At 59.0% G+C, this 26,361-nt stretch carries 30 protein-coding genes; 18 read left to right on the top strand and 12 right to left on the bottom strand.

Going from position 1 to position 26,361, the window contains the following annotated elements; translation table 11 throughout:
* Nucleotides 1–10: 10 nt before the first annotated feature.
* The 9 genes from PR017_RS13280 (at nt 11) to PR017_RS13320 (ending at nt 8,700) form a co-directional block, all read left to right on the top strand.
* On the top strand, nt 11–652 hold the full coding sequence (locus PR017_RS13280) for a YcxB family protein (protein WP_111220865.1): 642 nt from the start codon (nt 11–13) through the stop codon (nt 650–652).
* Nucleotides 653–721: 69 nt separating this feature from the next.
* Complete coding sequence (rbfA, locus tag PR017_RS13285) at nt 722–1,132, top strand: 30S ribosome-binding factor RbfA (RefSeq protein ID WP_111220864.1); 411 nt, start codon at nt 722–724, stop codon at nt 1,130–1,132.
* 9 nt (nt 1,133–1,141) lie between these two features.
* The gene (gene truB / locus PR017_RS13290; RefSeq protein ID WP_111220863.1) at nt 1,142–2,074 is read left to right on the top strand and encodes a tRNA pseudouridine(55) synthase TruB; all 933 of its coding nucleotides are present in this window, start codon (nt 1,142–1,144) and stop codon (nt 2,072–2,074) included.
* Nucleotides 2,075–2,296: 222 nt separating this feature from the next.
* Entirely contained in the window at nt 2,297–2,875 is a 579-nt protein-coding gene (locus PR017_RS13295; RefSeq protein ID WP_133255603.1) for a hypothetical protein, read from the top strand.
* Nucleotides 2,876–3,129: 254 nt separating this feature from the next.
* The gene (gene rpsO / locus PR017_RS13300; RefSeq protein WP_111220861.1) at nt 3,130–3,399 is read left to right on the top strand and encodes a 30S ribosomal protein S15; all 270 of its coding nucleotides are present in this window, start codon (nt 3,130–3,132) and stop codon (nt 3,397–3,399) included.
* A gap of 406 nt (nt 3,400–3,805) precedes the next feature.
* Nucleotides 3,806–5,941 carry a polyribonucleotide nucleotidyltransferase gene (gene pnp, locus PR017_RS13305; RefSeq protein ID WP_111220918.1) on the top strand — a complete coding sequence of 712 codons (2,136 nt, stop codon included), beginning with the start codon at nt 3,806–3,808 and terminating at the stop codon, nt 5,939–5,941.
* Nucleotides 5,942–6,023: 82 nt separating this feature from the next.
* Nucleotides 6,024–7,040, top strand: coding sequence for a class I SAM-dependent methyltransferase (locus tag PR017_RS13310; protein ID WP_111220860.1), 1,017 nt, complete (start codon nt 6,024–6,026; stop codon nt 7,038–7,040).
* 122 nt (nt 7,041–7,162) lie between these two features.
* On the top strand, nt 7,163–8,257 hold the full coding sequence (locus PR017_RS13315; protein ID WP_111220859.1) for an AraC family transcriptional regulator: 1,095 nt from the start codon (nt 7,163–7,165) through the stop codon (nt 8,255–8,257).
* A 185-nt stretch (nt 8,258–8,442) separates the two neighbouring features.
* Nucleotides 8,443–8,700, top strand: a complete 258-nt coding sequence (locus PR017_RS13320) for a response regulator transcription factor (protein WP_111220858.1) — start codon at nt 8,443–8,445, stop codon at nt 8,698–8,700.
* A gap of 49 nt (nt 8,701–8,749) precedes the next feature.
* Here the strand turns inward: PR017_RS13320 and fabI are convergent, their stop codons facing one another.
* From fabI to fabA, 3 genes are all read right to left on the bottom strand, one after another.
* Nucleotides 8,750–9,556, bottom strand: a complete 807-nt coding sequence (gene fabI / locus PR017_RS13325; RefSeq protein ID WP_111220857.1) for an enoyl-ACP reductase FabI — start codon at nt 9,554–9,556, stop codon at nt 8,750–8,752.
* A gap of 4 nt (nt 9,557–9,560) precedes the next feature.
* Complete coding sequence (gene fabB / locus PR017_RS13330; protein WP_111220856.1) at nt 9,561–10,784, bottom strand: beta-ketoacyl-ACP synthase I; 1,224 nt, start codon at nt 10,782–10,784, stop codon at nt 9,561–9,563.
* Nucleotides 10,785–10,851: 67 nt separating this feature from the next.
* Entirely contained in the window at nt 10,852–11,367 is a 516-nt protein-coding gene (gene fabA / locus PR017_RS13335; RefSeq protein ID WP_111220855.1) for a 3-hydroxyacyl-[acyl-carrier-protein] dehydratase FabA, read from the bottom strand.
* Nucleotides 11,368–11,665: 298 nt separating this feature from the next.
* Between fabA and irrA the strand changes: the two genes are divergently transcribed.
* Nucleotides 11,666–12,085 (top strand): iron response transcriptional regulator IrrA, encoded by a 420-nt coding sequence (gene irrA / locus PR017_RS13340; protein ID WP_111220854.1) that lies wholly within the window; start codon nt 11,666–11,668, stop codon nt 12,083–12,085.
* A gap of 16 nt (nt 12,086–12,101) precedes the next feature.
* On the opposite strand, the gene PR017_RS13345 is transcribed toward irrA, so the two are convergent.
* A complete protein-coding gene (locus PR017_RS13345; RefSeq protein WP_111220853.1) occupies nt 12,102–12,737 on the bottom strand; it encodes a trimeric intracellular cation channel family protein in 636 nt (211 codons plus the stop codon).
* 136 nt (nt 12,738–12,873) lie between these two features.
* Between PR017_RS13345 and PR017_RS13350 the strand changes: the two genes are divergently transcribed.
* A complete protein-coding gene (locus tag PR017_RS13350) occupies nt 12,874–13,350 on the top strand; it encodes a hypothetical protein (RefSeq protein WP_111220852.1) in 477 nt (158 codons plus the stop codon).
* A gap of 27 nt (nt 13,351–13,377) precedes the next feature.
* Here PR017_RS13350 and PR017_RS13355 read toward each other — a convergent pair whose 3' ends face one another.
* The 4 genes from PR017_RS13355 to PR017_RS13370 all read right to left on the bottom strand — a co-directional run bounded on the left by PR017_RS13355 (nt 13,378) and on the right by PR017_RS13370 (nt 15,085).
* Nucleotides 13,378–14,052 (bottom strand): pentapeptide repeat-containing protein, encoded by a 675-nt coding sequence (locus PR017_RS13355; RefSeq protein ID WP_111220851.1) that lies wholly within the window; start codon nt 14,050–14,052, stop codon nt 13,378–13,380.
* Nucleotides 14,053–14,210: 158 nt separating this feature from the next.
* Entirely contained in the window at nt 14,211–14,453 is a 243-nt protein-coding gene (locus tag PR017_RS13360) for a DUF2188 domain-containing protein (protein ID WP_111220850.1), read from the bottom strand.
* A gap of 179 nt (nt 14,454–14,632) precedes the next feature.
* Nucleotides 14,633–14,839 (bottom strand): hypothetical protein, encoded by a 207-nt coding sequence (locus tag PR017_RS13365; RefSeq protein ID WP_111220849.1) that lies wholly within the window; start codon nt 14,837–14,839, stop codon nt 14,633–14,635.
* A 75-nt stretch (nt 14,840–14,914) separates the two neighbouring features.
* The gene (locus PR017_RS13370; RefSeq protein WP_164498248.1) at nt 14,915–15,085 is read right to left on the bottom strand and encodes a hypothetical protein; all 171 of its coding nucleotides are present in this window, start codon (nt 15,083–15,085) and stop codon (nt 14,915–14,917) included.
* Between the two features lie 205 nt (nt 15,086–15,290).
* Here PR017_RS13370 and tkt point away from each other — a divergent pair, with 205 nt between their 5' ends.
* Complete coding sequence (gene tkt, locus PR017_RS13375; RefSeq protein WP_164498247.1) at nt 15,291–17,336, top strand: transketolase; 2,046 nt, start codon at nt 15,291–15,293, stop codon at nt 17,334–17,336.
* Nucleotides 17,337–17,441: 105 nt separating this feature from the next.
* On the opposite strand, the gene PR017_RS13380 is transcribed toward tkt, so the two are convergent.
* The gene (locus PR017_RS13380; RefSeq protein ID WP_133255602.1) at nt 17,442–17,978 is read right to left on the bottom strand and encodes a hypothetical protein; all 537 of its coding nucleotides are present in this window, start codon (nt 17,976–17,978) and stop codon (nt 17,442–17,444) included.
* A 363-nt stretch (nt 17,979–18,341) separates the two neighbouring features.
* Between PR017_RS13380 and PR017_RS13385 the strand changes: the two genes are divergently transcribed.
* The 4 genes from PR017_RS13385 to PR017_RS13400 all read left to right on the top strand — a co-directional run bounded on the left by PR017_RS13385 (nt 18,342) and on the right by PR017_RS13400 (nt 22,140).
* Complete coding sequence (locus tag PR017_RS13385; RefSeq protein WP_111220846.1) at nt 18,342–18,659, top strand: PepSY domain-containing protein; 318 nt, start codon at nt 18,342–18,344, stop codon at nt 18,657–18,659.
* 39 nt (nt 18,660–18,698) lie between these two features.
* Nucleotides 18,699–19,313 (top strand): general stress protein, encoded by a 615-nt coding sequence (locus PR017_RS13390; protein ID WP_111220845.1) that lies wholly within the window; start codon nt 18,699–18,701, stop codon nt 19,311–19,313.
* Nucleotides 19,314–19,450: 137 nt separating this feature from the next.
* On the top strand, nt 19,451–21,568 hold the full coding sequence (gene katE, locus PR017_RS13395) for a catalase (RefSeq protein WP_111220844.1): 2,118 nt from the start codon (nt 19,451–19,453) through the stop codon (nt 21,566–21,568).
* A gap of 287 nt (nt 21,569–21,855) precedes the next feature.
* Complete coding sequence (locus PR017_RS13400; RefSeq protein WP_111220843.1) at nt 21,856–22,140, top strand: hypothetical protein; 285 nt, start codon at nt 21,856–21,858, stop codon at nt 22,138–22,140.
* Between the two features lie 11 nt (nt 22,141–22,151).
* Here PR017_RS13400 and copD read toward each other — a convergent pair whose 3' ends face one another.
* Nucleotides 22,152–23,039 carry a copper homeostasis membrane protein CopD gene (gene copD, locus PR017_RS13405; protein ID WP_111220842.1) on the bottom strand — a complete coding sequence of 296 codons (888 nt, stop codon included), beginning with the start codon at nt 23,037–23,039 and terminating at the stop codon, nt 22,152–22,154.
* Nucleotides 23,036–23,404, bottom strand: coding sequence for a copper homeostasis periplasmic binding protein CopC (copC, locus tag PR017_RS13410; protein WP_111220841.1), 369 nt, complete (start codon nt 23,402–23,404; stop codon nt 23,036–23,038). Before copC ends, copD begins: the two co-directional genes overlap by 4 nt.
* Before the next feature lie 312 nt (nt 23,405–23,716).
* On the opposite strand from copC, the gene PR017_RS13415 reads away from it, so the two are divergent.
* Nucleotides 23,717–24,454, top strand: a complete 738-nt coding sequence (locus PR017_RS13415; RefSeq protein ID WP_111220916.1) for a metallophosphoesterase family protein — start codon at nt 23,717–23,719, stop codon at nt 24,452–24,454.
* Between the two features lie 6 nt (nt 24,455–24,460).
* Here PR017_RS13415 and PR017_RS13420 read toward each other — a convergent pair whose 3' ends face one another.
* Nucleotides 24,461–24,754, bottom strand: coding sequence for an exopolysaccharide production repressor protein (locus PR017_RS13420; RefSeq protein WP_111220840.1), 294 nt, complete (start codon nt 24,752–24,754; stop codon nt 24,461–24,463).
* Between the two features lie 766 nt (nt 24,755–25,520).
* On the opposite strand from PR017_RS13420, the gene PR017_RS13425 reads away from it, so the two are divergent.
* Nucleotides 25,521–26,201, top strand: coding sequence for a sugar transferase (locus tag PR017_RS13425; RefSeq protein WP_111220839.1), 681 nt, complete (start codon nt 25,521–25,523; stop codon nt 26,199–26,201).
* The last annotated feature ends 160 nt before the right edge of the window (nt 26,202–26,361 follow it).

The raw sequence follows: 26,361 nt of genomic DNA on the forward strand, positions 1-26,361 counted from the left end.
GAACAGTCAAATGCTGCGCGACGTTATCCTCAAGGCTTCTCATATGCTTACATCACCGCTGTCGCAGGACAACCGTTTCAGCCTGTCCTACATCCGCCAGCCCGGTGAGGAAGCTCATGTCGTCAGCGAGGCTATCGGACGGTTCGGTCATCCTCTGAGCCCGCGCGCCAGCATCAACGGCTGGTACCTCATGGTCGGCGTCCTCGGTGGTGCAGCGCTGAGCCTTTTTCTCAATATCTACCGCAGCCTCATCCTGCTTCCCTCGTTCGGGCCGACGCCGCTGATCGATGTGTTCAACCTGATGCTCATCTGCTCGGTCCCCTGCCTTGCCGTCTGCGTGCTGATGATGCTTTCGCTCCGGCGCGAGGCCTACCTTCAGCGGAGCGCAAGGGCGAGCCGCATCCTCCCGGATGCCACCGTGATGGTCAGCGTCTCGCCGGAGGGTATCGCCTGGGAACGGCCCGGCGCCATGACGACATTGGCCTGGACCATAATTTCCGCCATCGAGGAACGGCATGGCCGTATCGAGTTCGACAGCGAGGCGACGGTCCACTACATCCCGGCCCATGCCTTCCATAACCGGCAGGAACAGGACGCGGTTCTGGCTCGCATACGCAACCTCTGGCAGCCGCCCGTCCCAGCAAAGCCTTGACCTTTTCAGCATATCAGGGCATGTGAGCCGCTTTATCGCGTCCCTTTGGACGCCGCTGATGGAAACACCATGACCAGACCCACTACCTCCGCGCCCTCGCAGCGCATGCTTCGCGTTGGCGAACAGGTCCGAGGCGCCATAACGCAGGTGCTGCAGCGCGGCGAAGTTCGCGAGCCGGTCCTCGAAAAGACCGTGCTTGCCATCTCGGAAGTGCGCATGTCGCCGGACCTGAAGGTTGCCACCGCCTATGTCTCGCCGCTCGGCGTCGCCGACCACGATACGATCATCGATCTGCTCAACAAGCACGCCAAATATATACGCGGCCGCGTCGGCCCGCTGCTTCGCCAGCTGAAATACATGCCGGAAATCCGCTTCAAGGACGACACGAGCTTCGATAACTACAAGAAGATCGACGATCTCCTGAAGTCGCCGGAAGTCCAGCGTGATCTCGGCCCCGATACCGACGACACCCAATCATAGTAGAGACCGATGTCCAGACCCAGAAAACCAAAGGGCCGCCCGGTTTCCGGCTGGCTGATCCTCGACAAGCCGATCGATTTCGGCTCGACCGAGGCTGTCTCGAAGATCAAATGGCTGTTCAACGCCCAGAAGGCCGGCCACGCCGGTACTTTGGATCCGCTGGCCTCGGGCATGCTGCCGATCGCGCTCGGCGATGCGACCAAGACGGTTCCCTACGTCATGGACGGACGCAAGATCTATGAATTCACCGTCACATGGGGTGAAGAGCGCGCCACCGACGACCTCGAGGGCGAAGTCACGCAGAGCTCGGACAAGCGTCCCTCGGCGGAGGACATACGCGCCCTTCTGCCCAACTACACCGGCGTCATCAACCAGATCCCGCCGCAGTTTTCTGCCATCAAGATCGCCGGCGAACGGGCCTACGATCTCGCCCGCGAAGGCGAGACCGTCGATATCCCGTCCCGCGAAGTCGAGATCTTCCGCCTGACGCTGCTCGCCTGCCCCGATGCCTCCACGGCGCATTTCGAAGTCGAATGCGGCAAGGGCACCTATGTCCGAGCTCTCGCCCGCGACTTTGGCCGCGACCTCGGCTGCTACGGCCACGTCTCCGGCCTGCGCCGCACCTTCGTCGCGCCGTTTGCCGAGGAAACCATGGTGCCGCTCGCGGAACTCGTGGCGCTCGAAGCCATCGAGGATATGGAAGAGCGCCTCGCCGCCCTCGACGCGCTGGTCATCGACACCGCAGAAGCCCTGTCATCCCTCCCGCATCTCGCCATCACCGACGAACAAGCCCACCGCCTGAAGATGGGCAACCCCATCCTCGTCCGCGGCCGCGATGCGCCGGTCGCCGAGAGCGAAGCCTATGCCACGGCGCGCGGCAAGCTCATTGCTATCGGCGAGATCGGCGAAGGCGAATTCCGGCCGAAGCGGGTGTTTGTCTGAGGGACGGGCTAACTTTCTTTCCATAATCGGGGATCGGCAGTCACCTTAGAGGTTCAAACCAAGCCCTCGCAGTTTGGTCCTGGACAAGCCTTTAAGTGAAAAATTAAGATATCGCTAAGTATACCTGCGGTAGAGTTCGGAGGGCATGATGCCTCCCTGGGTTCAAGGGGCCGTCCATGGTGGTAGGGCGATCGGCACGCAGTTCCTGGGGAGGACTTTGCAGTGGCATTTCTATCTTCCATTTCCGGCAGTTCGACCGCCTTGCTTCTTCTTCAGCCGGCCGGAACTTCGCCGACAACGCCGACTCAAAGCGCGACCGACGCGATCACCGCAACCGCAAGCGGCCAGACGCGACAGGGAAAAGTTAGCGTAGTGAGGCAGCCAAGTCCGGGCGAGTCGAAGGTTGCCGAGGCAATGTTCGGCGTCAACCATCCGAGCATCACCAAGCAGAAACTCGATATCATCGACCGTACGGCCAAAGCGCTGGGCGTCAATCAGGACGACTACTCCTCGAGGGATGATTTTGTTGCCGCCATGCAAAAAGCTTTCGCACGCCTGAAAGTCGACGGCGGGGATAGCGCCGTCCATGGCCTTGAAAAGGAACTCGGCCTAGACAAGCTCGGCATCTCGCTCCAGGATGTCATAGACAGTGCCAGCAATCCTGAGGCTAACGACAGGCTGACGAAAGCCTTGAAGCGGAACGCCGGAATGTACGGAGACGATACAGACGGCACCGATACATCCCCTTCACTGCCAACACCGAATTTCGCGACAGGCCTGTACGGATCTTCAAACCGATAGCTTGGCCTAGACGCGCACTGCAAAAAGGTTGCTTTCAGAGCAGCATGCCAGGCTTGCCGGCGCGGTCATTGCTCGGAAGGGGCAAAAGGACTTTGTCCTCTCCCCACTGCCTCTACCCACGCCCTCTTCCCTTCCCACCCCAATTAGTTTATAGGCTGCGCCAGCACTGGGCTTGCCCATTTGCTTTCGCGGCCAAAGCTGGACGACATCTCGGCTTTTGGCGACTTCTTCCTCCTCATCGAAAGGACCATCCGATGTCGATTACTGCTGAGCGCAAGTCTGCGCTGATCAAGGAATACGCAACTGTCGAAGGCGACACAGGTTCGCCGGAAGTACAGGTTGCCATCCTGACCGAACGGATCAACAATCTGACCGGCCATTTCAAGGACCACAAGAAGGATAACCATTCCCGCCGTGGTCTGCTGACGATGGTTTCGAGCCGCCGTTCGCTGCTCGACTATCTGAAGAAGAAGGACGTATCCCGCTACAGCAAGCTGATTGCTGCCCTCGGTATCCGTCGTTAACAATTTTGCGGCGGGCGTTCCTGACGGGACGCCCGCCGGACTTTTATGACCGGGTCGCACCGACCCACATCCCGATGCCTGACCGCGCCACGATATGATCCGCGCAACAGGCAAGAGGCGGCGAACCGGATGGGCCGGCTTCGCCAAGACATAAACCGTTGACCTGTCATGGGGCAGGATTGCCGGACGCTTTCGCCAGGACCCTTGGTCCAGGCCGTCTTCTAGGTCCAGGACCTGAAGCCGCAATGCCGGACACGATCGTCTCCGTCCACCGCCTGAAGGCGAGACGGAAACGCCGGAAAAGCCTCCCGCTGTCTTGCCCGTGACCTGTCACACAATGCGGTCGACGATGCGCCTTGCCCGAACCGGCGGTGGCGCGTTTTCCCGCATCAGGCAAGGATACGATATGTTCGACGTACACACAGTGGAAATCGAGTGGGCAGGACGCCCGCTGAAACTCGAAACCGGCAAGATCGCACGTCAGGCTGACGGCGCGGTTCTCGCCACCTACGGCGAGACCGTGGTTCTGGCCACCGTCGTTTCGGCCAAGTCGCCGAAGCCGGGTCAGGATTTCTTCCCGCTGACTGTCAACTACCAGGAAAAGACCTACGCAGCCGGAAAGATCCCAGGCGGCTACTTCAAGCGCGAAGGCCGCCCGAGCGAGAAGGAAACACTGGTTTCCCGTCTCATCGACCGCCCGATCCGCCCGCTTTTCCCGGCTGGCTACAAGAACGACACCCAGGTCGTCGTAACCGTTGTCCAACACGACCTTGAAAACGATCCCGACATCCTCGCCATGGTTGCCACCTCGGCTGCCCTGACGCTCTCCGGCGTTCCCTTCATGGGCCCAATCGGCGGCGCGCGCGTCGGCTACATCAATGGCGAATACGTCCTCAACCCGCATCTCGACGAGATGGACGAATCGGTTCTCGACCTCGTCGTTGCCGGCACGCAGGACGCCGTCCTGATGGTTGAATCGGAAGCCAAGGAACTGTCCGAAGAAATCATGCTCGGCGCCGTCATGTTCGGCCACCGTGGTTTCCAGCCGGTCATCGACGCGATCATCAAGCTCGCCGAAGTTGCTGCCAAGGAAGCCCGTGACTTCCAGGCGGAAGACCATTCCGAACTCGAAGCCGAAATGCTGAAGCACTTCGAAGCCGAGCTTCGCGAAGGCTACAAGATCACCCAGAAGGCCGACCGCTACGCAGCCGTCGACGCCGTCAAGGCCAAGGTCAAGGCGCATTACTTCCCGGAAGGCGCAGAGCCGAAGTACTCGGCCGAAGTCATCGGCGCCGTCTTCAAGCACCTTCAGGCGAAGATCGTTCGCTGGAACATCCTCGACACCAAGAGCCGCATCGACGGCCGTGACCTGTCGACCGTTCGTCCGATCGTATCGGAAGTCGGCCTGCTGCCACGCACCCACGGTTCTGCCCTGTTCACCCGCGGCGAAACGCAGGCGATCGTCGTTGCCACGCTCGGCACCGGTGAAGACGAGCAGTATGTCGATAGCCTGACCGGCATGTACAAGGAACGCTTCCTTCTGCATTACAACTTCCCTCCCTACTCGGTTGGCGAAACCGGCCGCATGGGCTCCCCGGGCCGCCGCGAAATCGGCCATGGCAAGCTCGCATGGCGCGCCATTCGTCCGATGCTGCCGACACCTGAGCAGTTCCCCTACACGCTGCGCGTCGTCTCCGAGATCACCGAGTCCAACGGCTCGTCCTCGATGGCCACCGTCTGCGGCACCTCGCTCGCGCTGATGGATGCCGGCGTTCCGCTCGGCCGCCCGGTTGCCGGTATCGCCATGGGCCTGATCAAGGAAGAGGACCGCTTTGCAGTTCTCTCCGACATCCTCGGCGACGAAGATCATCTCGGCGACATGGACTTCAAGGTTGCCGGCACGGAAGGCGGCATTACCGCCCTTCAGATGGACATCAAGATCGAAGGCATCACCGAAGAGATCATGAACGTCGCGCTGAACCAGGCGAAGGACGGTCGTCTTCACATCCTCAACGAGATGTCCAACGCCATTTCCGAAGGCCGTGGCCAGCTAGGCGAATTCGCTCCGCGCATCGAGATCATGAACATCCCGGTCGACAAGATCCGTGAAGTCATCGGCTCCGGCGGCAAGGTCATCCGCGAAATCGTTGAAAAGACGGGCGCCAAGATCAACATCGAAGACGATGGCACGATCAAGATCGCATCCTCGTCCGGCAAGGAAATCGAAGCGGCCCGCAAGTGGATCCACTCGATCGTTGCCGAGCCTGAGATCAACCAGATCTACGAAGGCACGGTCGTCAAGACCGCTGACTTCGGCGCTTTCGTCAACTTCTTCGGCGCACGCGACGGCCTGGTGCACATCTCCCAGCTCGCCGGCGACCGCGTTGCCAAGACGACTGATGTCGTCAAGGAAGGCCAGAAGGTCTGGGTCAAGCTGCTCGGCTTCGACGAACGCGGCAAGGTTCGCCTCTCCATGAAGGTCGTCGACCAGGCCACCGGCCAGGAAATCGTCGGCGAAAAGAAGGATGCCGCAGCCGAATAAGCTGCGCCTTCGCTTGCATCTCCGGGGCGCGGGACAAGTCTTCCGCGCCCCTTTTCTATCCGCCTTTGACACGAGATAAGCCATGAGCCGCGACGCCCTGAAGACCCTGTTCCATCCCTTTGCCTCCGCCACCGTGGCTGCACCCGGTGAAGGTGAACGCATCCTGTTTCTCGGCGCCGAGGCCGGGTTTGCGCTGCCGCCAGAGTTTCTGGCGACGTTGACCGCGGTCCAGGGTTTTCGCCCGCTCTATCGCCAGCTGCAGGCAAGCCGCATCGAGGCGACGCCTGAGATAGAGGGAGCGGACTATGACGGCGCGCTGGTCCTCTGCACCAAGCACAAGGGCGAGAACGAGGCCAACATCGCCGAAGCACTCGCACGGGTGAAACTCGGCGGCCTGATCGTCGTCGCCGGCGGCAAGGAAGATGGCATCGCCTCGCTGCGCAAGCGCGTCGAAGGCCTTGGTCTTCCCATCGACCATATGCCGAAATATCATGGCGTGGCCTTCTGGTTCGGACGCCCCGAAGACACGGTGCCGATGCTGGCCAAGCTTCAGAAGCCCGCAATCCGGGTCGATGGCCGCTTCACGACGGCACCGGGCATGTTCTCCCACGAGCGCATCGACGGCGGCTCCGAACTGCTCGCCTCGCGCCTGCCGGCCGACTTTACCGGTGACGTCGCAGATTTCGGTGCCGGATGGGGTTACCTCGCCGTCGAGATGGGTATGCGCTCGCCTAAACTAGGGCGCATCGACCTCTACGAGGCAGATCACGCCGCGCTGGAAGCAGCCAAGCTCAATCTCGCTTCCAATATCCCGAATATCGCGGCCCGCTTCTTCTGGCACGACCTGGCTGGCGAATCCGTGCGCGACAAATACGATCTCGTCATCATGAACCCACCTTTTCACGAAGGACATGCCGCCGATCCGTTGCTCGGTCAGGCGCTCATCAAGACGGCCGCGGGAGCGATCCGCAGCGGTGGCCGGCTGTTGCTCGTGGCAAACCGTGGCCTGCCCTATGAACCGGTGCTGGCGGGGCTGTTCAAGAATAGCGGTGAAACTTGCCGTAATGCTCGGTTTAAAGTGTTGTGGGCAAGTAAATAGGTTTGTCCACTACCGGACAATCCGGCATTGATAATAAACTAATTAAGAATAAGCTCGACAGAGCGACATTCCGCGGCTTATCTTCTGGCGACTGATATTTAACATCGAACGCCAGAAGATCAATGTCTAAGCAAACGGTCAATGATGAACTGACCACTGTCGCCGGTGCGGGCTCTGCCATCGCTCTTCACGCGCAGAGCTACGGCTTCGACATCATCCCGATTTGCCGGGCCCTCGATATTGATCCGGACGACCTGCAAAGCCTGACTGCGCGCATTAGCCTCGACCGCATGTGCCGCCTGTTGGAAGCCTGCGCGTTGATGGCGGATGACGAAGCCTTCGGACTGAAATGTGCTGCCGGCTTTACGCTTGGCTCCAGCGGTCCGTTTGGCTACGGCATGATGACGGCACCCACCGTTCACGATTTCCTGGACTTTCTCGTCGATCATCTGGCATTTGCGTCGCAGGTTCGCGACTGCAGTCTCCAGAAGTCCGACACCGGCTCGGTCCTCTCCTGGAATTTCGCCCCATCGGTTTCGAAACGGGATCAGTATGTCGATCTGATCGTTAGCCTGCACCTGCGCCATCTCGGGCGCCTGGTTGGCAAGGATATCGACCGCGTGGCCGTTGGGCTGCAGCGGCAGAGGCCGCGTCATCCGGCCTTCTTTCGGCAGCACATGACCCGCCATCTCTCGTTTGGCATGCCCGTCAACAGCTTGCACGTGCCGGCAAGCCTTCTCGACCGTCGCAACCCCCGTGGCGACCCTAACCTCTTCAAGCTGATGAACATCCAGATCCGGACCCTGCAGGCGGATGAGGTGACCGAGGAGGAATTTGTCGAGCAGGTGCGCCGCTACATCCGGCGGCGGATCGCCGAGGCGACGCTTTCGCTTGATTTGACTGCCGCCTATTTCGGCTTGTCGGAGCGCACGTTCCAACGGAGACTGGCAGAGTTCGGAACGACCCTCAACGATCTCCGCGACGACGAGCGGCGCCGGCTCTGCCTGGCCCTGCTGCGCGACGGCAGCCTTTCCATTACAACCATTTCCTATCGACTCGGATACTCGGCGCCCAGCGCTTTCACGCGGTCGGTCTATCGCTGGTTCGGCGCGTCGCCCAAGACCCTGCGCAACATCAATGCCGAAGAAAGCAGTAGACTGCAAGAATTCCAAGGAGATGACCTTGACGCGCCGATACAAATCGGGAAGATTTCATGATGTCGTCTTGATAGGCGACAACAGTCATGAACTGTTGCGCAGAAAGATAAATTTCTGGCGCCCGTCGTTAACGACACGATGTCGTCTCCATAGTATTCAGCGCTTTCAGCCAGTCGTTATCGCGTCAGTCGCCTTCGGCGTCGCACCCTTAACTGATTTCGCTCAACCCCATTTAGCGGACCGCCATGTCTAGGATCTTTCCGTCGACGGAATCTACCTCTCCGTCGCCCAAACTCACGTCCCGTGAAAAAGATATCCTGCAGCTGATAGCCGACGGCCATCGGCTGGAAGAAATCGGCCGCACGCTAGCGCTGCCCGAACCAGAGATCGAGCAGCTTTTGAAGACGGTCGAGGAAAAACTGGGAGCGAGCAACCGGCTTCATGCGGTGACCATCGCTGTGCTGCATGGCCATATAGCCATAGGTCCGGAAGAGCCGAGATAGGCATCGCCATACGGACCGACGCAGGGCTGCGCCGGCCTGATGTTTGGTATCAGTCGATTTCAGCACGCGTCAGCGTTTCCAGCGTCGGCATCGAAGTGATGTTGAAGCCGGAATCGACGTGGTGGATCTCGCCCGTAACACCTGCGGAAAGATCCGACAGGAGATACAGCGCAGAACTGCCGACATTGTCGATCGTCACGGTCTTGCGCAACGGCGCATTATGCTGGTTCCACGACAGGATCGCACGGGCATCGGCAATACCGGCGCCTGCAAGCGTGCGGATCGGGCCGGCCGAGATGGCGTTGACGCGGATACCGCGCGGACCGTAATCGGCAGCCAGATAGCGCACCGATGCCTCGAGCGCCGCCTTGGCGACACCCATGACATTGTAGTTCGGGATCACGCGCGACGAGCCGTTATAGGTCAGCGTCAGCATGCTGCCGCCTTCGGTCATCAGCGTGGCAACCCGCTTGGCGATTTCCGTGAAGGAGAAACAGGAGATCACCATGGTCCGCGAAAAGTTATCGCGCGTGGTGTTGGCATAGAGACCCTTAAGTTCGTTCTTGTCGGAAAAGCCAATGGCATGGACGACGAAATCGACGCTGCCCCAGCGGCTCTTCAGGGCATCGATGACGCTATCGACCGAGGCGACATCCTCGACATCGCAGGGCAGGATGAAGTCCGAACCGAGTTCGGCGGCCAGCGGCTTTACCCGCTTGCCCAGCGCATCACCCTGGTAGGTGAAGGCCAATTCCGCACCCTGGGCCGCCAGCGCCTTCGCGATGCCCCAGGCGATGGAATGATTGTTCGCGACGCCCATGATGAGGCCGCGCTTACCCTGCATTATTCCGGTCATTGATTTATCCGTTGTGGCGCTGGAACACGAGCGTAGCGTTGGTCCCGCCGAAGCCGAAGGAGTTGGAAAGCACGGTATCCATCCGGGCATTGTCGATGCGCTTGCGCACGATCGGAACGCCGTCAAATTCCGGGTCAAGTTCCGTGATGTGGGCGCTTTCGCCGATGAAGCGCTCCTGCATCATCAGGATCGAGTAGATGGATTCCTGGACACCGGCAGCACCGAGCGAATGGCCGGTCTGCGACTTCGTGGACTGGATCGGCGGAATTTTGTCGCCGAACACTTCGCGGATCGCGCCGATTTCCTTGCTGTCGCCCACCGGGGTAGAGGTCCCGTGAGTGTTGATGTAGTCGACCTCGCCGTCCACCGTCTTCAGCGCCTGGCGCATGCAGCGAATGGCACCCTCCCCCGATGGCGCGACCATGTCGTAGCCATCCGAGGTGGCACCATATCCGGTGATCTCGCAATAGATCCTGGCGCCGCGCGCCTTGGCATGCTCGAGCTCTTCGAGCACCAGCACACCAGCACCGCCGGCAATGACGAAGCCGTCGCGGCTGACGTCATAGGCCCGTGATGCAGTGGAGGGAGTGTCGTTGTACTTGGAGGACATGGCACCCATGGCATCGAACAGGTTCGACATGGTCCAGTCGAGATCCTCGTGGCCGCCGGCAAACATCACGTCCTGCTTGCCCCACTGGATCATCTCCATCGCATTGCCGATGCAATGGGCGGAGGTCGAGCAGGCCGATGAGATCGAATAGTTCACGCCGTGTATCTTGAACCAGGTGGCAAGCGTCGCCGACGCGGTCGAAGACATAGCCTTGGGAACCGCGAACGGGCCGATGCGCTTCGGGCTGTTGTTCTTGATGGTGATGTCGGCCGCTTCGATCAGCGTGCGCGTCGAAGGCCCGCCGGAGCCCATGATGATGCCGGTGCGCTCGTTGCCACCGATATCCGAATCCTCGAGGCCCGAATCAGCGATTGCCTGCTTCATGGCCACATGGTTCCACGCACCGCCCTGCGACAGGAAGCGCATGGCCCGACGGTCGACCAGATCGGTTGGGTCGAGCGACGGCTTGCCCCAGACGTGGCACTTGAAACCGTGCTCGGCAAAATCCGGCGAGAAAGAGATGCCGGACTTGGTCTCGCGCAGCGCAGCAGTGACTTCGGAGGCATCGTTTCCGATGGAAGAGACAATACCAAGACCTGTGACAACAACCCGTCTCATGTGTTGGACCTTTTTGTTAGTGTCGAATTGTGTGCGGTGGATAGAGGATCGCGCGCGTCAACGCCAATCACTCCGCCTTTTCCTTGGCCAACCCGACCCGGAGGTCGGTTGCCCGGTAGATTTCTTCGCCGTCGGCCTTCATCCAGCCATCGGCAATGCCAAGCACCATGCGGCCGCGCATCACGCGCTTGAAATCTATGCCGAATTGCAGAAGTTTCGTCGCCGGACGGACCATGCCCTTGAATTTGACTTCCCCGGTCGAGAGCGCCATGCCGCGGCCCGGTTCCCCGAGCCAGCCGAGGTAGAAGCCCGTCAGCTGCCACATGCCGTCGAGACCAAGGCAGCCTGGCATGATCGGATTGCCGGCAAAATGGCACGGGAAATACCAGTCGTCCGGACGCACGTCGTATTCCGCACGCACGTATCCCTTGTCGAAGGCGCCACCAGTTTCCGAGATATCGGTTATGCGATGAACCATCAGCATCGGCGGCAACGGCAATTGTGCGTTACCTGGGCCGAACAGTTCGCCGCGACCGCAGCTCAGGATTTCCTCGTAGTTGAAGCTGGATGGTTTCGTCGTCATAAAAATCCGTTTCCCCCGCATGAATGCCTATGGAGAGTGAGGTTAGTGTAAGATCGGCAGGAATTGAAGCTCTAGCATTGGCTTCTGCATTCCCACCCACTGATCGGGCACGTTTCACCTTTATGTGGTGGTCGCATACAGGAAGCCCAAGGCCGCTGCCAGAGGCAAATGCTGTAAAAGCCGGACATTGCGGCTTTTTGCCCGTCGATGTCCCCACTGGAACTATTGAAAGCCGGGCAATCAAAAGATATATGAAGCACTCAAGATTAGTCGACACGACGACTTTGGAGTCCGTTTGATGGCGTTTGCAGCCGAATTGCCGATCGAGACCAGACTGCGCATGGCGGGCCTGAGGCCGACCCGGCAGCGCGTCGCGCTGGGCGATCTGCTGTTCGCCAAGGGCGACCGTCACCTCACCGTCGAGGAACTGCATGAGGAAGCCGTCGCCGCAAAGGTGCCGGTCTCTCTGGCAACCGTCTACAATACGCTGCACCAGTTCACCGAAGCGGGCCTTATCCGCGTTCTGGCCGTCGAGAGCGCCCGCACCTATTTCGACACCAACGTGTCGGACCATCACCACTTCTTCGTTGAAGGACACAACGAAGTTCTCGACATTCCGATCAGCAATCTCGTCATCGACAATCTGCCGGAGCCACCGGAAGGCATGGAAATTGCCCATGTCGACGTGGTCATCCGCTTGCGCCCGATCCAGCGCTAGCTGCCAGTCAGTCCTTCTATAAGACATCGTCCGGATGACGTCCGGGCCTCGGGCGATAGCCGCGAAACGTCCAGCCAAACCACAAAGCTCCGCCGCGAACCCCGAACGCCGCGATCACCCCAAGCGCGGAGGCGGCGTAGAGCGGCATCGGCGTCGAATTGGCGGCGACAAAGACGCAGGCGCCGATGAGCGCCGCTGTCACATAGATCTCCGGACGCAGCAGTACCGAAGGCTCGTTGCTGATCATATCGCGCAGGATACCGCCGAAGGTGGCCGTCAACGTGCCGGTGACGATGGCAACCGTGGGTGAACCCGTGGCTGCCAGGCCCTTGGCGGCGCCCATCACGCAATAGGCTGCCAGCCCGACGGCATCGAGCCATATCAGCAGCTTGTACCGCGACTCCAGCAGATGCGCCGTGAAGAACACGAGGACGCCGATGACGCAGCAGACGAGGATGTAGGTCGGATTGAGCACCCAGAAGACGGGCAGCCTGCCGAGCACGATGTCGCGCATCGTGCCACCGCCGATACCCGTCACCGCCGCCAGAAACAGAAACCCGATCAGGTCGAGCTGCTTGCGTGATGCCGAAAGGGCGCCGGTCGCGGCAAACACGGCAACGCCTGCATAATCGAGGAACGACAGTAGCGACATGAATGGCCCCACGAACAGGTCAGCTGCAAATGCCGCAGTGGATCACGGCAGTCAGGGCCGCGCAAGCAGGAAGGACTAACTTGCAGCCCGGACTGCCACGCGCCTGTGTCGGAGCCAGTTATTGCGAGGTGATTTTGTGAGATTTTTGTTTCTGGCATTTTTGAATGTGATGGCGTTCGTGGTCATGCCCGCAGTCGCCAGCGCCCAGCAGGCGCTCCTGACCGATCCCGTCGCTTTCGAAAAGGAGCATTTCACCAAGCGTTGCGGCGCCGGGGTCAGCTTTGGCGATGGGTTTGCAACAGAGCAGGACATTAACAACGACAAACGCGGCGATATCGTCATCAACGAAGGCGAAATCACCTGCAAGGGCGAAAAAGGCCCCGACTGTACAGACGAAGGTTGCCCGCACAACTTCTACATCCAGGTCGACACCGGCGGCTACCTGATGATCGCCACCGCGCAGATCTACAGCTACGACTTCATCATGCGCTTCGGCAACATGGTGCTTGTGATGAAGATGCATCCGCGCTTCTGCGACCGCACGGACACCGAACCATGCCAGATCACGGTGCGCGTGCGCGGCACGAAGTTCACGACGATCTCCAAGAAGTAGCGGCGCCGCAATCGGCACCTTTAAGTCTCAGTCCGCGTGGCAGGGCCAGCCGGCCGGCTTTTTCAAGGCGGGCGGCAGTTTTGTCTTGTCGTCACCACAGGACAGATCGACCTGCGGCTGCAGCAGACCGCGCGCATTCGAGAGATCCAGACCTTCGATATCGGTCAGGAACATGAAAGCCCTGTCGAAGTTTATCGGCCCCTCGACGCTAGCCGCATCGAAATGGGCCCGCGAGAGGTTAGCCAGGGTAAAATTCGTATCGCCCAGTACCACTTTGTCGAAGTTGGCCCGCCCAAGCTCTGCCTTCTGGAAGTCAGTCCCAGTCAGCTTCGCTCCGGAAAAGTTCGCCCGCTGCAGTTCGGCACTGGCAAAGGACGCACCATCAGCCAGAACCTTGGAAAAACCGCTGCGGTAGGCCTGGACCCGCGCGAAGTCTGCCTTCTTCATCGTCGAGCCGGTAAACCAGGCGCGCATGAGGTTAGCTTTTTCAAGCTGAGCCCCGTCGAGGTTCGAGTTCGGAAGCCCGGTGACAGACAGGTCGGCGCCGGAAAGGTTTGCATCCTTCAGGTTGCTGCCGTCGAGCATGATATTCTTCTTGCTGCATTCGCTCCAGTCGAGACCAGGCTCCGGCATACTGTCGCAATCCGCAGCTCGAGCGCCCGGCGCGCAAGAAAACGCCAGCGATGCGGCAAGTGCGAACATGGCAAGCTGCAGAGGGTGGCTACGGCTTCTGGAGCCGATGGCTTCAGACAAGGGCATACCCTGTCTGGACGAAACTACCGGCGTATTAACAACCATGCCACACCCATGTCACCTGATTTCCAACGCTCGAGCCTCCGGCCTTTGCGCCTGTCTATCGATCAGCCGTCATCCTTGACGTCCGCTTCGGGGCGATCGCCGCCGCTGGCCGACTCGGTCTTCCAGCTTCCGTCCGCCGCCTGATAGGCAATCTCCGCATCCTGGCCACCAATCTGCTGGCGCTTGGCCGCGTCCTTGGCGGCTTTCAGCGCCTGCGCATGATCAGGGAAGGTTTCCGACCATACGTCGCCCAGTCGATAGCCCCAGCCTTCGTCGTGTTCGGCAACATGATACGTAACGTGCATGACATATTTTCCTAATTCCAGATGTCGCAGCCTAGCCTACTTCGTATGCCGGAAGGCATAATCCTTGCGGCATACCCGGTAGTCGTCTTCCGCGCCTACACGAAATAGGGCTGCAACTGCGACTGGACAATGTGGATGCCGCGATTGCATGCGGAAATTGTCATCGGTCTGGATGGCGCCTATTCCACCATCAGCCCGTCGAACACTTCGAGCATGGCATCGGAGATCGCCTTGCCGAGAGCGCCGCCGGTACGCTGCAAGGCTTCCTCGTCCATATCGCGGGCAGACAGCGCCAGCGCCGAGCCTTCATTGCGAACGATTTCCTGCGCCCGCTGGATGGCCCAGAGTGCGAATTCGCTGCGGCTGTTGATTTCGACGTTATCCATGACGGCTCCGGCTCAAGCCTGAACATACTGCATTTTCAAGCGCCGGTGTCACGCCAGCTACTGTGAAAATCACCATCAGCGGCTGGTATGATCGAGGTTGGCATCCTGGCGCTCCTCGACGGGACCCATCAGCATCTTCAGCCGACCGATTTGCTTTTTGTCAAGAAGATTGAGGCGAGCAAATTCGTGCAGGCTCCAGATGTCGCGAAGGCTGGTGTCGCGTGTGTCGGATCGTTTTAATGTCATCGAGCCCGAGTACAAGACAATCTGGTCAAATGATAGGCGTCGCATGCCCAATCGGGGAGCAACATCCCCTCCCCTGCCATCGCCAGCCGTTCACCTTTTGCGGAGGACGGTTGAATTCCACAACCTGGCTATATCTACCAATAGACGAGCCCCGGCCCTGTCGCGCGGCAAACCATTCCCTGAGAACGAAATTTGGAGCATCCCCATGGCAACCCAATCCCCGGTCCAGACCGAAAAAACCGTTCCTGCCCCGCGCGACCAGCACCTGCGCGACATGGCCGATTGCATCCGTTTCCTGTCGATGGATGCGGTGCAGAAAGCAAAAAGCGGCCATCCGGGGATGCCGATGGGCATGGCTGATATCGCCACGGTGCTGTTTTCCGAGTTTATGAAGTTCGACGCAGCAGATCCGCACTGGTTCGACCGTGACCGCTTCCTGATCTCCAACGGCCATGGCTCGATGCTGCTCTACAGCCTCCTCTACCTGACCGGCGTCAAGGAAATGACCATCGACGAAATCAAGAACTTTCGCCAGATCGACAGCCGCACGCCAGGTCACCCCGAATACCATCATGCCCACGGCATCGAGACCACCACCGGTCCGCTTGGTCAGGGCCTTGCCAATTCCGTGGGCCTGGCTTTTGCCGAACGCATCATGAATGCCAAATTCGGCGATGCCCTGGTCGATCACTTCACATATGTATTCATGGGCGACGGTTGCCTGATGGAAGGCATCAGCCACGAGGCAATCTCGCTTGCCGGCCACCGCAAGCTCGGCCGCCTGATCGCGTTCTTCGACAACAATTCGATCACGATCGACGGTGCAGTCAACTTGTCCGAGTCGGATGACCAGGCAGCGCGCTTCCGGGCGTCCAACTGGCATGTGCAGGAAATCGATGGCCACGATACCGACGCCATCCGCGCTGCGATCATCGAAGCACAGAAGGTAACAGACAAGCCATCGATGATCTCTTGCAAGACCGTCATCGGCTTCGGCTTCCCGACCAAGGCCGGCACCCAGAAGGCGCACAGCGATGCACCCGGCGAAGAAGAAATCGCCGGCGCGCGCCGTCTGCTGAAGTGGGATGCACCACCTTTCGAAATCCCGCAGCCACTGCTGGACGCCTGGCGCGCTATCGGCGCCAAGGGCCGCGACGCCCGCATGGCTTGGGCTGACCGCGTCAAGGCTGCCCCAAATGGGCTGGGCGAAGATTTCGACCGCCGGATGAAAGGCGAGCTGCCGGCCGGTTGGAAGCAGGCAGTCACCGACGCCAAGACAGAGCTGCTTGGCAGCGAAAAGGATCTCGCCACGCGACAGGCAAGCGGGATCGTCCTCAACCATCTGTTCGATGCCATTCCGGAGATGCTCGGCGGCTCGGCTGACCTGACACCATCCAACAACACCAAGGCGAAGAACCAGGTCGAAATCCCCGCCGGCCAGTTCGACGGCTCCTATGTCCATTACGGTGTTCGGGAGCACGGAATGGCCGCGGCGATGAACGGCATAGCCCTGCATGGCGGCCTGGTGCCCTACGGCGGCACCTTCCTGACATTCTCCGACTATTGCCGCCCGGCAATCCGCCTGGCAGCGATGATGGATATCCGCACCATCTTCGTCATGACCCACGATTCGATTGGCCTCGGCGAAGACGGTCCGACGCATCAGCCGGTCGAGCATCTGAGTGCGCTGCGTGCCATCCCGAAGCTTGCTGTCTACCGCCCGGGCGATCCGATCGAAACAGCCGAATGCTGGGAAGCTATTCTCGACGCACCACGCCAGGCAGCGCTGATTGCCCTGTCACGCCAGCCGATGCCGCTGCTGCGCCGCGATCCCGGCACGGAAAACCTCTCGGCCAAGGGTGGCTACGTGCTGCTGGAGGCTGAGGGCGGTCGCCGCAAGTTGACGATTCTTGCGACGGGATCCGAACTGCATCTGGCCGTCGAAGCGCGCGACCTACTGCAGGCCGAGGGTATTCCGACCGCCGTCGTCTCCATGCCCTGCAAGTTGCTGTTCGAAGCCCAGGATGCCGCCTACAAGGCATCGGTGCTCGGCGAGACGCGCGCACGCGTTGCGGTCGAGGCTGCCGTGCAGGATAGCTGGGACAGGTATCTCGGTCTCGACGGTCGTTTCGTCGGCATGCACGACTTCGGCGCATCCGGCAAAATCGAGGATGTCTACCGCAAGTTCGATATCAACACCGAAGCTGTCGCCCGCGCCGGCCGCGAAGTTGTGGCCGCCCTCGCGGTTTGAAGATCTGACGCGAGTTTCCAATAGCCTGAATAGAAAATGCCGCCCGGTGAGGCGGCATTTTCGTGGGCAGTAGAGTCTGTCGTTTCTGAAACACGCCTACTGGTGTCAAAGGTACGGCGAATACGTCCCACCGGCCTCGAAGTTGGACCGGCGAGACGCTGCGGCGGCATTGCTTTCGCGGCGCTCGGCCATCCGCATCGACTGCTGGAAAAGCTCATCCAGGCGAACGCGCTCGGATGCCATCGCCGCGAAGGCACGGTCAAATCTCACTATCAAATGACGATGTTTTTTCACTTCTGCCTGCAGCTCTTCCTCGCTCATCCTCTCCTCCGAGGGAAGCGGACGCATGGTCATGCGCTGGCCGATATCGTCCTGGAAGGAAGCGAGCGTCAGCCCGACCTTGCGCAACTGCTGGCGCGTGGTTGCCGAGGATTCCGTTGCAATCAGCAGGCGCACCGCGCTGACAAGCAACTGTTTGCGGAATGGTAGGTCGTCTATATCGACAACATCCAGCGCCAGATCCGCCAGCTTGAGATAGTGAAGATACTGATCGACCAGATCGCGCGCCTCTCGCAACGTATCTGCGTCTGACTGCTTGCTGGAATTGGCGCGAAAATTCTGTCTCTGCTGGGTAGGGTTCATCGGGTCCACCATCCTTGTCGACAGCGTAAACGTCATGTGAACCATAATGTTTCACGCGATGACGGTCTTTTGATAGCTGCAGACTGGAAGGCATTTTTGAACTGAAACGATGCCCTCCCAGCGGCCGTCATTGCCCGCTTGAAAACGGGGTCAAGATCCTTTGAGGGATTGCTTCATCTATCGGAAATCCAAGCTATCCCAAAGGGTTGACTTGAGCCTCGGTAAGTCATCACGTGTCCGTCGGAAAACTCCCTGTACCGTTTGACCCGCGTAATTACTTCAACTTGACTTTGGAACAACTCAACAGCGAACTGGTTGTGAGAGGGCAACAAACAACAACAAGACACAGACGAGGAAACCCCGATGAAGAAGATTTTGCTGACGTCGATTGCTGCCCTGATGACAACTTCGGTTGCCTTCGCGCAGAGCCAGACACCGACAACATCGCAGGATACACCGGCCGTCGCCACGCCTGCAACTAACAACGCCGGCGCACCCGTGCAGGGCAAAAACAGCTTTACGGAAGCTCAGGCAAAATCGCGCATGGAAGCAGCCGGGTTCGCTGATGTCGCCGACCTGAAGCTCGATGACCAGGGCATCTGGCGCGCCAGCGCAAACAAGGATGCCAAGCCGGTGCAGGTGTCGCTCGATTATCAGGGCAACGTCGTCCAGGCGAAGTAATCCATTCCCCAATTAAAATATATTCGGAAGGACACTACAATGAGAACTGTCACAGGTCTGTTCGACAACTATAATGATGCGAAGACTGCGGTTGGCCAGCTCGAAAGCGCCGGCGTGGCATCGAAGAACATCAGTATCGTTTCAAACACTGCCGATGGCCGCAAGGTCGAGGATCAGGGTAACAACGCAGCTGAAGGAGCAGGCACGGGCGTTGGTATCGGCGCAGTCGCTGGTGGTGCTGGCGGATTGCTCGCCGGCCTCGGAATGCTCGCCATTCCAGGCGTCGGCCCGGTCGTCGCAGCGGGTTGGCTTGTCGCCACGCTGACAGGCGCCGTTGCCGGTGCAGTAGTTGGCGGCGCCGCTGGCGGTGTCGTTGGCGCCCTCATCAGCTCCGGCGTGCCGGAAGAGGACGCCCATGTCTACGCTGAAGGCGTTCGACGTGGCGGCACTCTGGTCACCGCCCAGGTCGAAGAGGATGAGGCTATTGCGGCTGAAGCCATTCTCGACCGCTCGCAACGCGTCAACCTGACGGACCGTCGCGACGCATACACTGCCGGTGGCTGGAACAAGTTCGACGACACTCTCGATCCTTACTCCCAGTCGGAAGTCGAAGCCGAGCGCAACCGCTACCGCCCGAACGACCCACGCATCTGATTAATAGATAGAGAATCTCGAGGAAAGCCGGCCATCATGGCCGGCTTTTCGTATTTCCGGGGTAGTTTGGAAAGCAGGGGGAACGAAGTCGCAAGGTCTAGGTTCAACCTTGGTCTCATCCCGACCGGAGAACCCTCATGGCTAAAAAACCAACCCAGACCTTTGTCTCTGACAAGGTAACGATCCACGACCAGACGCTGCAACGCGGCAATGGCGGCGAACTGCACCAGTATGCCGAAGGCGATACGCCTGTCCTGACGACATCCCAAGGCGGCCCCGTCTCGGATGACCAGAACACCCTCAAGGTCGGAGCGCGTGGCCCGGCACTGATCGACGACTTTCATTTCCGCGAAAAGATCTTCCATTTCGACCACGAGCGCATCCCTGAGCGCGTCGTTCATGCGCGCGGCTATGGTGCACACGGCTATTTCGAAACCTATGAGTCGCTCGCAGACTACACCCGGGCTGACCTTTTCCAGCGGCCCGGCGAAAAGACGCCGGCTTTCGTGCGTTTCTCGACTGTCGCCGGCAGCAAGGGCTCGTTTGACCTTGCTCGCGACGTGCGCGGCTTTGCCGTTAAAATCTACACCAAGGAAGGCAACTGGGACCTGGTTGGCAACAACATCCCGGTATTCTTCATCCAGGACGCCATCAAGTTTCCCGATGTCATCCACGCCGTCAAGCCGGAGCCGGATAAGGGCTTCCCGCAGGCGCAGTCGGCCCACGACAATTTCTGGGACTTCATCAGCCTAACGCCGGAAAGCATGCACATGATCATGTGGGTGATGTCCGATCGTGGCCTTCCCCGCTCCTTCCGGTTCATGGAAGGGTTCGGTGTTCACACCTTCCGCTTCGTCAATGCCGACAACGAGTCGACATTCGTCAAATTCCACTGGAAGCCGAAGCTCGGCCTGCAGTCTGTCGCCTGGAACGAAGCGGTCAAGATCAACGGTGCCGACCCGGATTTCCACCGCCGCGATCTCTATCAGGCCATCCAGTCCGGCAATTTCCCTGAGTGGGAGCTGCAGGTACAGCTCTTCGACCAGGATTTTGCCGACAAATTCGATTTCGACGTTCTCGATGCCACCAAGCTCATCCCGGAAGAAATCCTGAAGCCCGTGCCCGTCGGTCGCCTTGTATTGGACCGGATGCCCGACAATTTCTTTGCGGAAACCGAGCAGGTCGCATTCATGACCCAGAACGTGCCGCCCGGTATCGATTTCAGCAATGATCCGCTTCTGCAGGGCCGCAACTTCTCCTATCTCGATACGCAGCTCAAACGTCTGGGCGGACCGAACTTTGCCCATATCCCGATCAATGCGCCAAAATGTCCGTTCAACAATTTCCAGCAGGACGGCCACATGGCGATGCACAACCCCAAGGGTCGTGCAAATTACCAGCCGAATTCCTGGGGTGAAGGTCCGCGGGAATCACCGACCTCAGGCTATCGTCACTTCCCATCCGACGAGCAGGGCCAGAAGGTCCGGCTGCGTCCGGAAAGCTTTGCCGACCATTACAGCCAGGCGCGGCAGTTCTACATCAGTCAGACGCCGCCTGAGCAGCGCCATATCGTTGCGGCAATTACCTTCGAGCTCAGCAAGGTCATGACGCCGGTCATCCGAGAACGGGTCGTCTCGCACCTTTTCAACATCGACGAAACGCTGGCCTTGACCGTCGCCCGCAAGCTCGGTCTGCAAACCATGCCGAAGCCCGCCGATGCTGCAGTCGCGACGCGCCAGGACCTCGAAGAGTTGCCCTCGCTCAGCATTGTCAGAAAGGGCCCTATGCGCTTTGAAGGTCGCAAGCTCGGAATTCTTGTGACCGACGGCGTCGATGCCGCCATGGTCAAGGCAGTCGTGGCCGCCGTAGTCGATGCCAAGGCAGACTTCGAGGTGATCGCCCCGAAGGTCGGCGGTGTCACCGCATCCGATGGGAAATGGCTGGCTGCACACCAGATGATCGATGGCGGGCCATCTGTTCTCTATGATGCCGTCATGCTGTTGACCTCACCGGAAGGCACGGAAGAGCTGCTACGGGAAGCAACGGCACGCGACTTCGTGGCCGATGCCTTCTCTCACTGCAAATACATCGGCTATGTCGATGCTGCTCTTCCGTTGATGCAGAAGGCCGGCATTGCCGATGCGCTCGACGAAGGCACGATCAGCCTCTCCGCACCAGGAGACCTCGCCGAATTCTTCGAGGAAATCGGCAAGCTCCGCGTCTGGGGCCGTGAGCCCTCCGTCAAACTGCCGTAAGGTTCTGAAGATTCCCAACACAGGTCACGCAGCCATTTCAAGGCTGCGTGACCTTTTTATTTGCCGCTACGGCGAGCAAAAAAGACACGATTGTTGCGAAAACAACCCTATTTGGGGCCATTCAACTACATTGATCCGATTTTCTGAATAGTCCTTTTCATTTTCCGCTCTTCAATAGTTCGCTCCCCGATCACACATGACGCCTGCAAGCACCATGACCAGCCTCACACGCTGGTTTGCAGTCGGCCTTGCATCAAAGCAGACCTTAAGCGCCGGGAGATTTTGAGATGGCATGTTGTGATTTTTTCGAACAGCCCCACCGGGACGAGCCTGCGGGCAACGGCGAAAAGGACTATCGTGAACACGTAGCCGCCCACAAGCTTTCGTTCGGCGAGATCATCGTGGTTGTTGCGGCCGTGGTGATGCTGGCAGGAATGGGCTTCGTACACAAAGACGCCCCGGCTGAGCCCCGCATCACGGGATCGATTTCGGCATCCAGCGCCTCACCGGCGAGTGCCTTCACCAGCTGCGACGACGACAATCATTACCTCTCGCAAAGGTGCGAGCGTTAAAGCCCGGACAGTCAAACCGGATCGAACGTGCCGAACACGGCCACCAGCCCGATAGCGGCAATACCCAGCAGGATCTCGACCACGCTTGCCCGCCGGATTGACCGCAAGGTGGCTTCGGGGTTTTCTGCGATCGCAGGAACGAAAATGTAGCGGTTGACGATTGCAAGGCATGTCATCATGCCGACGGCACCGATCTTCATGGTCAGCATCAGCTGGTATGGTGATGACCAGTCCGTCGGCCAGCGGCCGAGCGTCATGACGGAATTGACGACCCCCGTCGCCAGCACGGTAAAGACCGCCCCGTGCCCGAAATTCGAAAAACGCCGCAGCGCAACTTGCGCTGCGGCATGATACTCGGGCACCGCAAGCATCCTGAGCACGACCACAAATGGGATCAACGCCCCCACCCACGCACCGCCTGCTAGAAGGTGGACGACATCGTTGATCCGATGGGCAATCCGGAGCAGGCCATCTTCCATCGAGGCATGCCCGGTCAGCGCCAGCCCCGCGAGGCCAAGAGCCGACGCAATGGCCACGGCCGCCATTCGCCTGTCGGCGCGGCGGATGAAGGCCAGCAGTAGAAGCAACCCTGCTACCGACTGCACCTGAAAGAAGAGGGCGAACGGGCTTTCCAATAACACCGCGTACGCCGTTGCCCCGTTCACGGCATCGGACCAGCCATCTCCGAGCGCTGCCGCCTGCAGCGGTAGTGCTGCCACCGTCGTCAGAACTGCCAGACCGGCTGCAGCGATCGGAAGGCCACTAAACCGCCGCAACGTTGGGGCTGCCAGCGAGGGTGGCATGAGAAACGCCACGAAGGCAGCCGAACCCCATAGCAGCAGCAGGGCGCTGTCATGCAGAAAGCGGCAGATTTCGATCGCTGTGGATGGTTCGATCAAGGCTTGACTGTGAAACCGAAGGAGCCGCTGGTCTTGTGCCCATCGCTCGACAGCACATGCCATTCGACAGTATAGGATCCCGCAGCGAGCGGACCGGCCACAGGCACGATCAAGCCCTTGTCCTCATCGCTGAGGCTCGCATCCCCTGTTTTCACCGCAACCTTTTCCGGCCCGATCACCTTGATGCCTGAAAATTTGAGATTTAGGCTTTCCGTAAACGTCATCGTCACCGCCGGTGGCGACGATGTTACGGTACTTTTATCGGCCGGCAGCGAGGTCTTGAGGTGGGCATGCGCCGAAGCCTGGCCAGCCACGCCGAGCGTGCAGAGAAAGAAGAGAGCAGAAGCGACGCTACGATTGGTCATGACGACTCCTTGCGAAAAATGAAACCAAGCCTAGGGAACGTGCAGTTCGCCGGTCAATATAACCGAACTGCATGAAAAGCCGGTAGGAGCGTCAAAAGCCCCTGTCAATCGAATGATATCGTTGGGCTCCCCACGGTGACGCTTTGCCGCAAGCCCTTGCACCAATGGCGCAGATGGAGGATTGCAGATGATATACTCAAGGCTGCAAAGAAAGTGGCGGTCATTTGATGGCCAAGCGAGTAGCATGGCGCCGGACCGGCCGCGATGGCGATTAACCCAAGACCGTGAAGGCATTTTATGGCAGGCAATGGAATGCAGGAAAGTCAGCGTCGACGTGAGTTTCGCGATATAGCCGGAGTACCCACCTACGCGATCGGCGATATCCACGGTCGCTACGATCTGCTGACCGCCATCGAGGCATTGATCGCCGAGGACGCAGCGCAATTTTCCGGGCGCAAGCTGATGATCACGCTCGGCGACTACATCGATCGCGGCCCGGATTCGGCCAGGGTCGTCGGCCACCTCATGGCGCCGGCGCCAGACGGTTTCGACCGCATCTGCCTGACCGGCAACCATGAAACGGCGATGCTGGCCTATATCGACGGCGAGATCACCTTGACGCAGTGGCTGGCAATGGGCGCCGAGGCCACGCTTCTGTCTTACGGGCTGGATAGCAATCATCTTGCGCGGCAATACCCATCGCCTAAGAAACTCGACGAGTTCATCCGCGCATCGCTGCCTGCGGATCACATTGCATTCCTGAGAGACCTGCCAATCATGGTGGATACTCCGAGCGTGCTCTTCGTTCACGCCGGCATAGATCCGCACTTGTCCATAGCCGACCAAACCGATCAGGATCTCGTCTTTATAAGAGGACGTTTCCTGAAAAGCCGCACGCCGCTTCCAAAGCTCGTCGTTCACGGCCACACGCAAGTGAAATCGCCTGAAGCACGTGGTCGTCGCCTCAATCTCGATACCGGCGCATTTCACTCCGGAAGTCTGTCAGTGGCACGATTTTACGAGGGGACGGTCAACGTCATGTCGACCTGAGCGTTGCTAGTGGCCCAACGGACCCGGCTGGTTGAAAGGCGTGGACGGCAAGTGGGCGATCTGCTCGTCACGCACGCCTTCGGTCCTGTCGATGAGATTGGCGGCGCCACTGGCTGCGGCGCGCTTTGCCTGCTTCCACACAAGGTAGCCAATGCACAGAAAATAGCCCAGTTGCAGCAAGATTGCCGCAGCAATTGATTCCAATACGGTTATGACGAGAGATCCAGTCATGCAATATGTCACGATTGCAAAGACGATGATCGTAACGAACATGCCCGCGAAAACGCGTGGCGCACTCATGAATGTCACCTTGAAGTAGATTTCGTTGATAAGCTGACCGAATACATCACTGCAGTTCTTCCCGCTCTTGTAAAATGAATATATTTTAGAAAGCGGTATAATTCAATCACATGCTGTTCTTCAGTCGCGCTTTTATGATGCCCTGCGAACATGAATTTTTGGTATAGCGGGCGTCTTTCGACGTCGATAGAGACGACGTTAAGTTGCATCAACATTAACGGCGGATGAAGTCGCTCGATTTAATATTTGTCATTTTCTTGCCATTTTTTAAACCCCAACTCCCGCAGTCGACAGGTGTCGAATGCGCGCCCAAAGGCCTCCCAAAGCCACCTCCAATCAAATATTATTACAAAGTGACGAGGCCGCCGCTGCAAGAGTGCGTCGCAACAAAATCGGTGCATTGCAGCAAAAACGATTAGAATTTGAAACGATTGAAAGGCGACCCGCAGTATATACTTCCAATCTGCAACGCCTTAAAACGTATATATTTCTGGTTTTTACGCGCTTTTTTCCCAGATTTTTGTATAATGTCATTATAAAAGTGATTTTAGCAAAAAATTAAGCAATTTTTTAATGTATAAAAATCAAAATTTTACGCCAGAAAATTTCTATACTGGCGACAAACGCCACGATTTTTCGTGTCGCCACACGTGTTACAAAAATTTGGCTTAAAAAAACCATGTCCTACGATATACTCTTGAACATGGAGCCCTATCTACCCTCCCCTGACGCATCCGACCAATCGCCAACAAAAGTGGAGCAATCTATGAAGTATGCGACGAGATCGGCCGATCCGGCTTTTTTCAACGCCGCAAGTTCCGGCACTCATCCACCGACAGGCGGTATTTTGAAGCGGGGATTCGACATCGCCCTGGCTTCGATGGCCCTGCTGTTTCTCAGCCCCGTTTTCCTGATGCTGGTTGCATTGGTCAAGTTTACGAACAAGGGCCCCGCGCTTTACGGGCATTCTCGTATCGGCCACAACGGCCGCACATTTAAGTGCCTGAAGTTCCGCACGATGGTCGTCGATGGCGATCAGGTGCTGCGCAAACACCTCGACGCCAATCCCAAGGCGCGCGAAGAGTGGCTGGCAACCCGAAAGCTTCAGGACGACCCCCGGGTTACCCCTGTCGGCGCAGTGCTCCGCAAGCTCAGCCTCGATGAATTGCCGCAGCTGCTGAACATCATTCGTGGTGAGATGAGCATTGTCGGTCCGCGTCCCGTCGTGGAAGACGAATTGATGCTCTATGAAAGCTCTGCAGTCTACTATCTGAAGGCTCGTCCGGGTCTGACAGGTCTCTGGCAGGTCAGCGGCCGCAACGATGTGTCCTACGCAGAACGTGTTGGTCTCGACACGCACTATGTAAAGAACTGGTCTCTCCTGAGCGACGTGACGATCATCGCCAAGACGATCCCGGCTGTATGCCTCTCCCGCGGCAGCTACTGATCGACCTCTGCAATTGAAAATGCCGGCATGGCGATTTGCCGGCATTTTTTGTGTCCGAGGGGTAAGCCCTACGACCAACCTCTGCATCCAGCGCGCCCGAGAGGTATCCCCGGCAGTGTCTCTGCGCTATAGCGGTCTCAAAGCTCGCAAGTGGACGACC

Source organism: Rhizobium tumorigenes (assembly GCF_003240565.2).
GTDB lineage: Bacteria > Pseudomonadota > Alphaproteobacteria > Rhizobiales > Rhizobiaceae > Rhizobium > Rhizobium tumorigenes.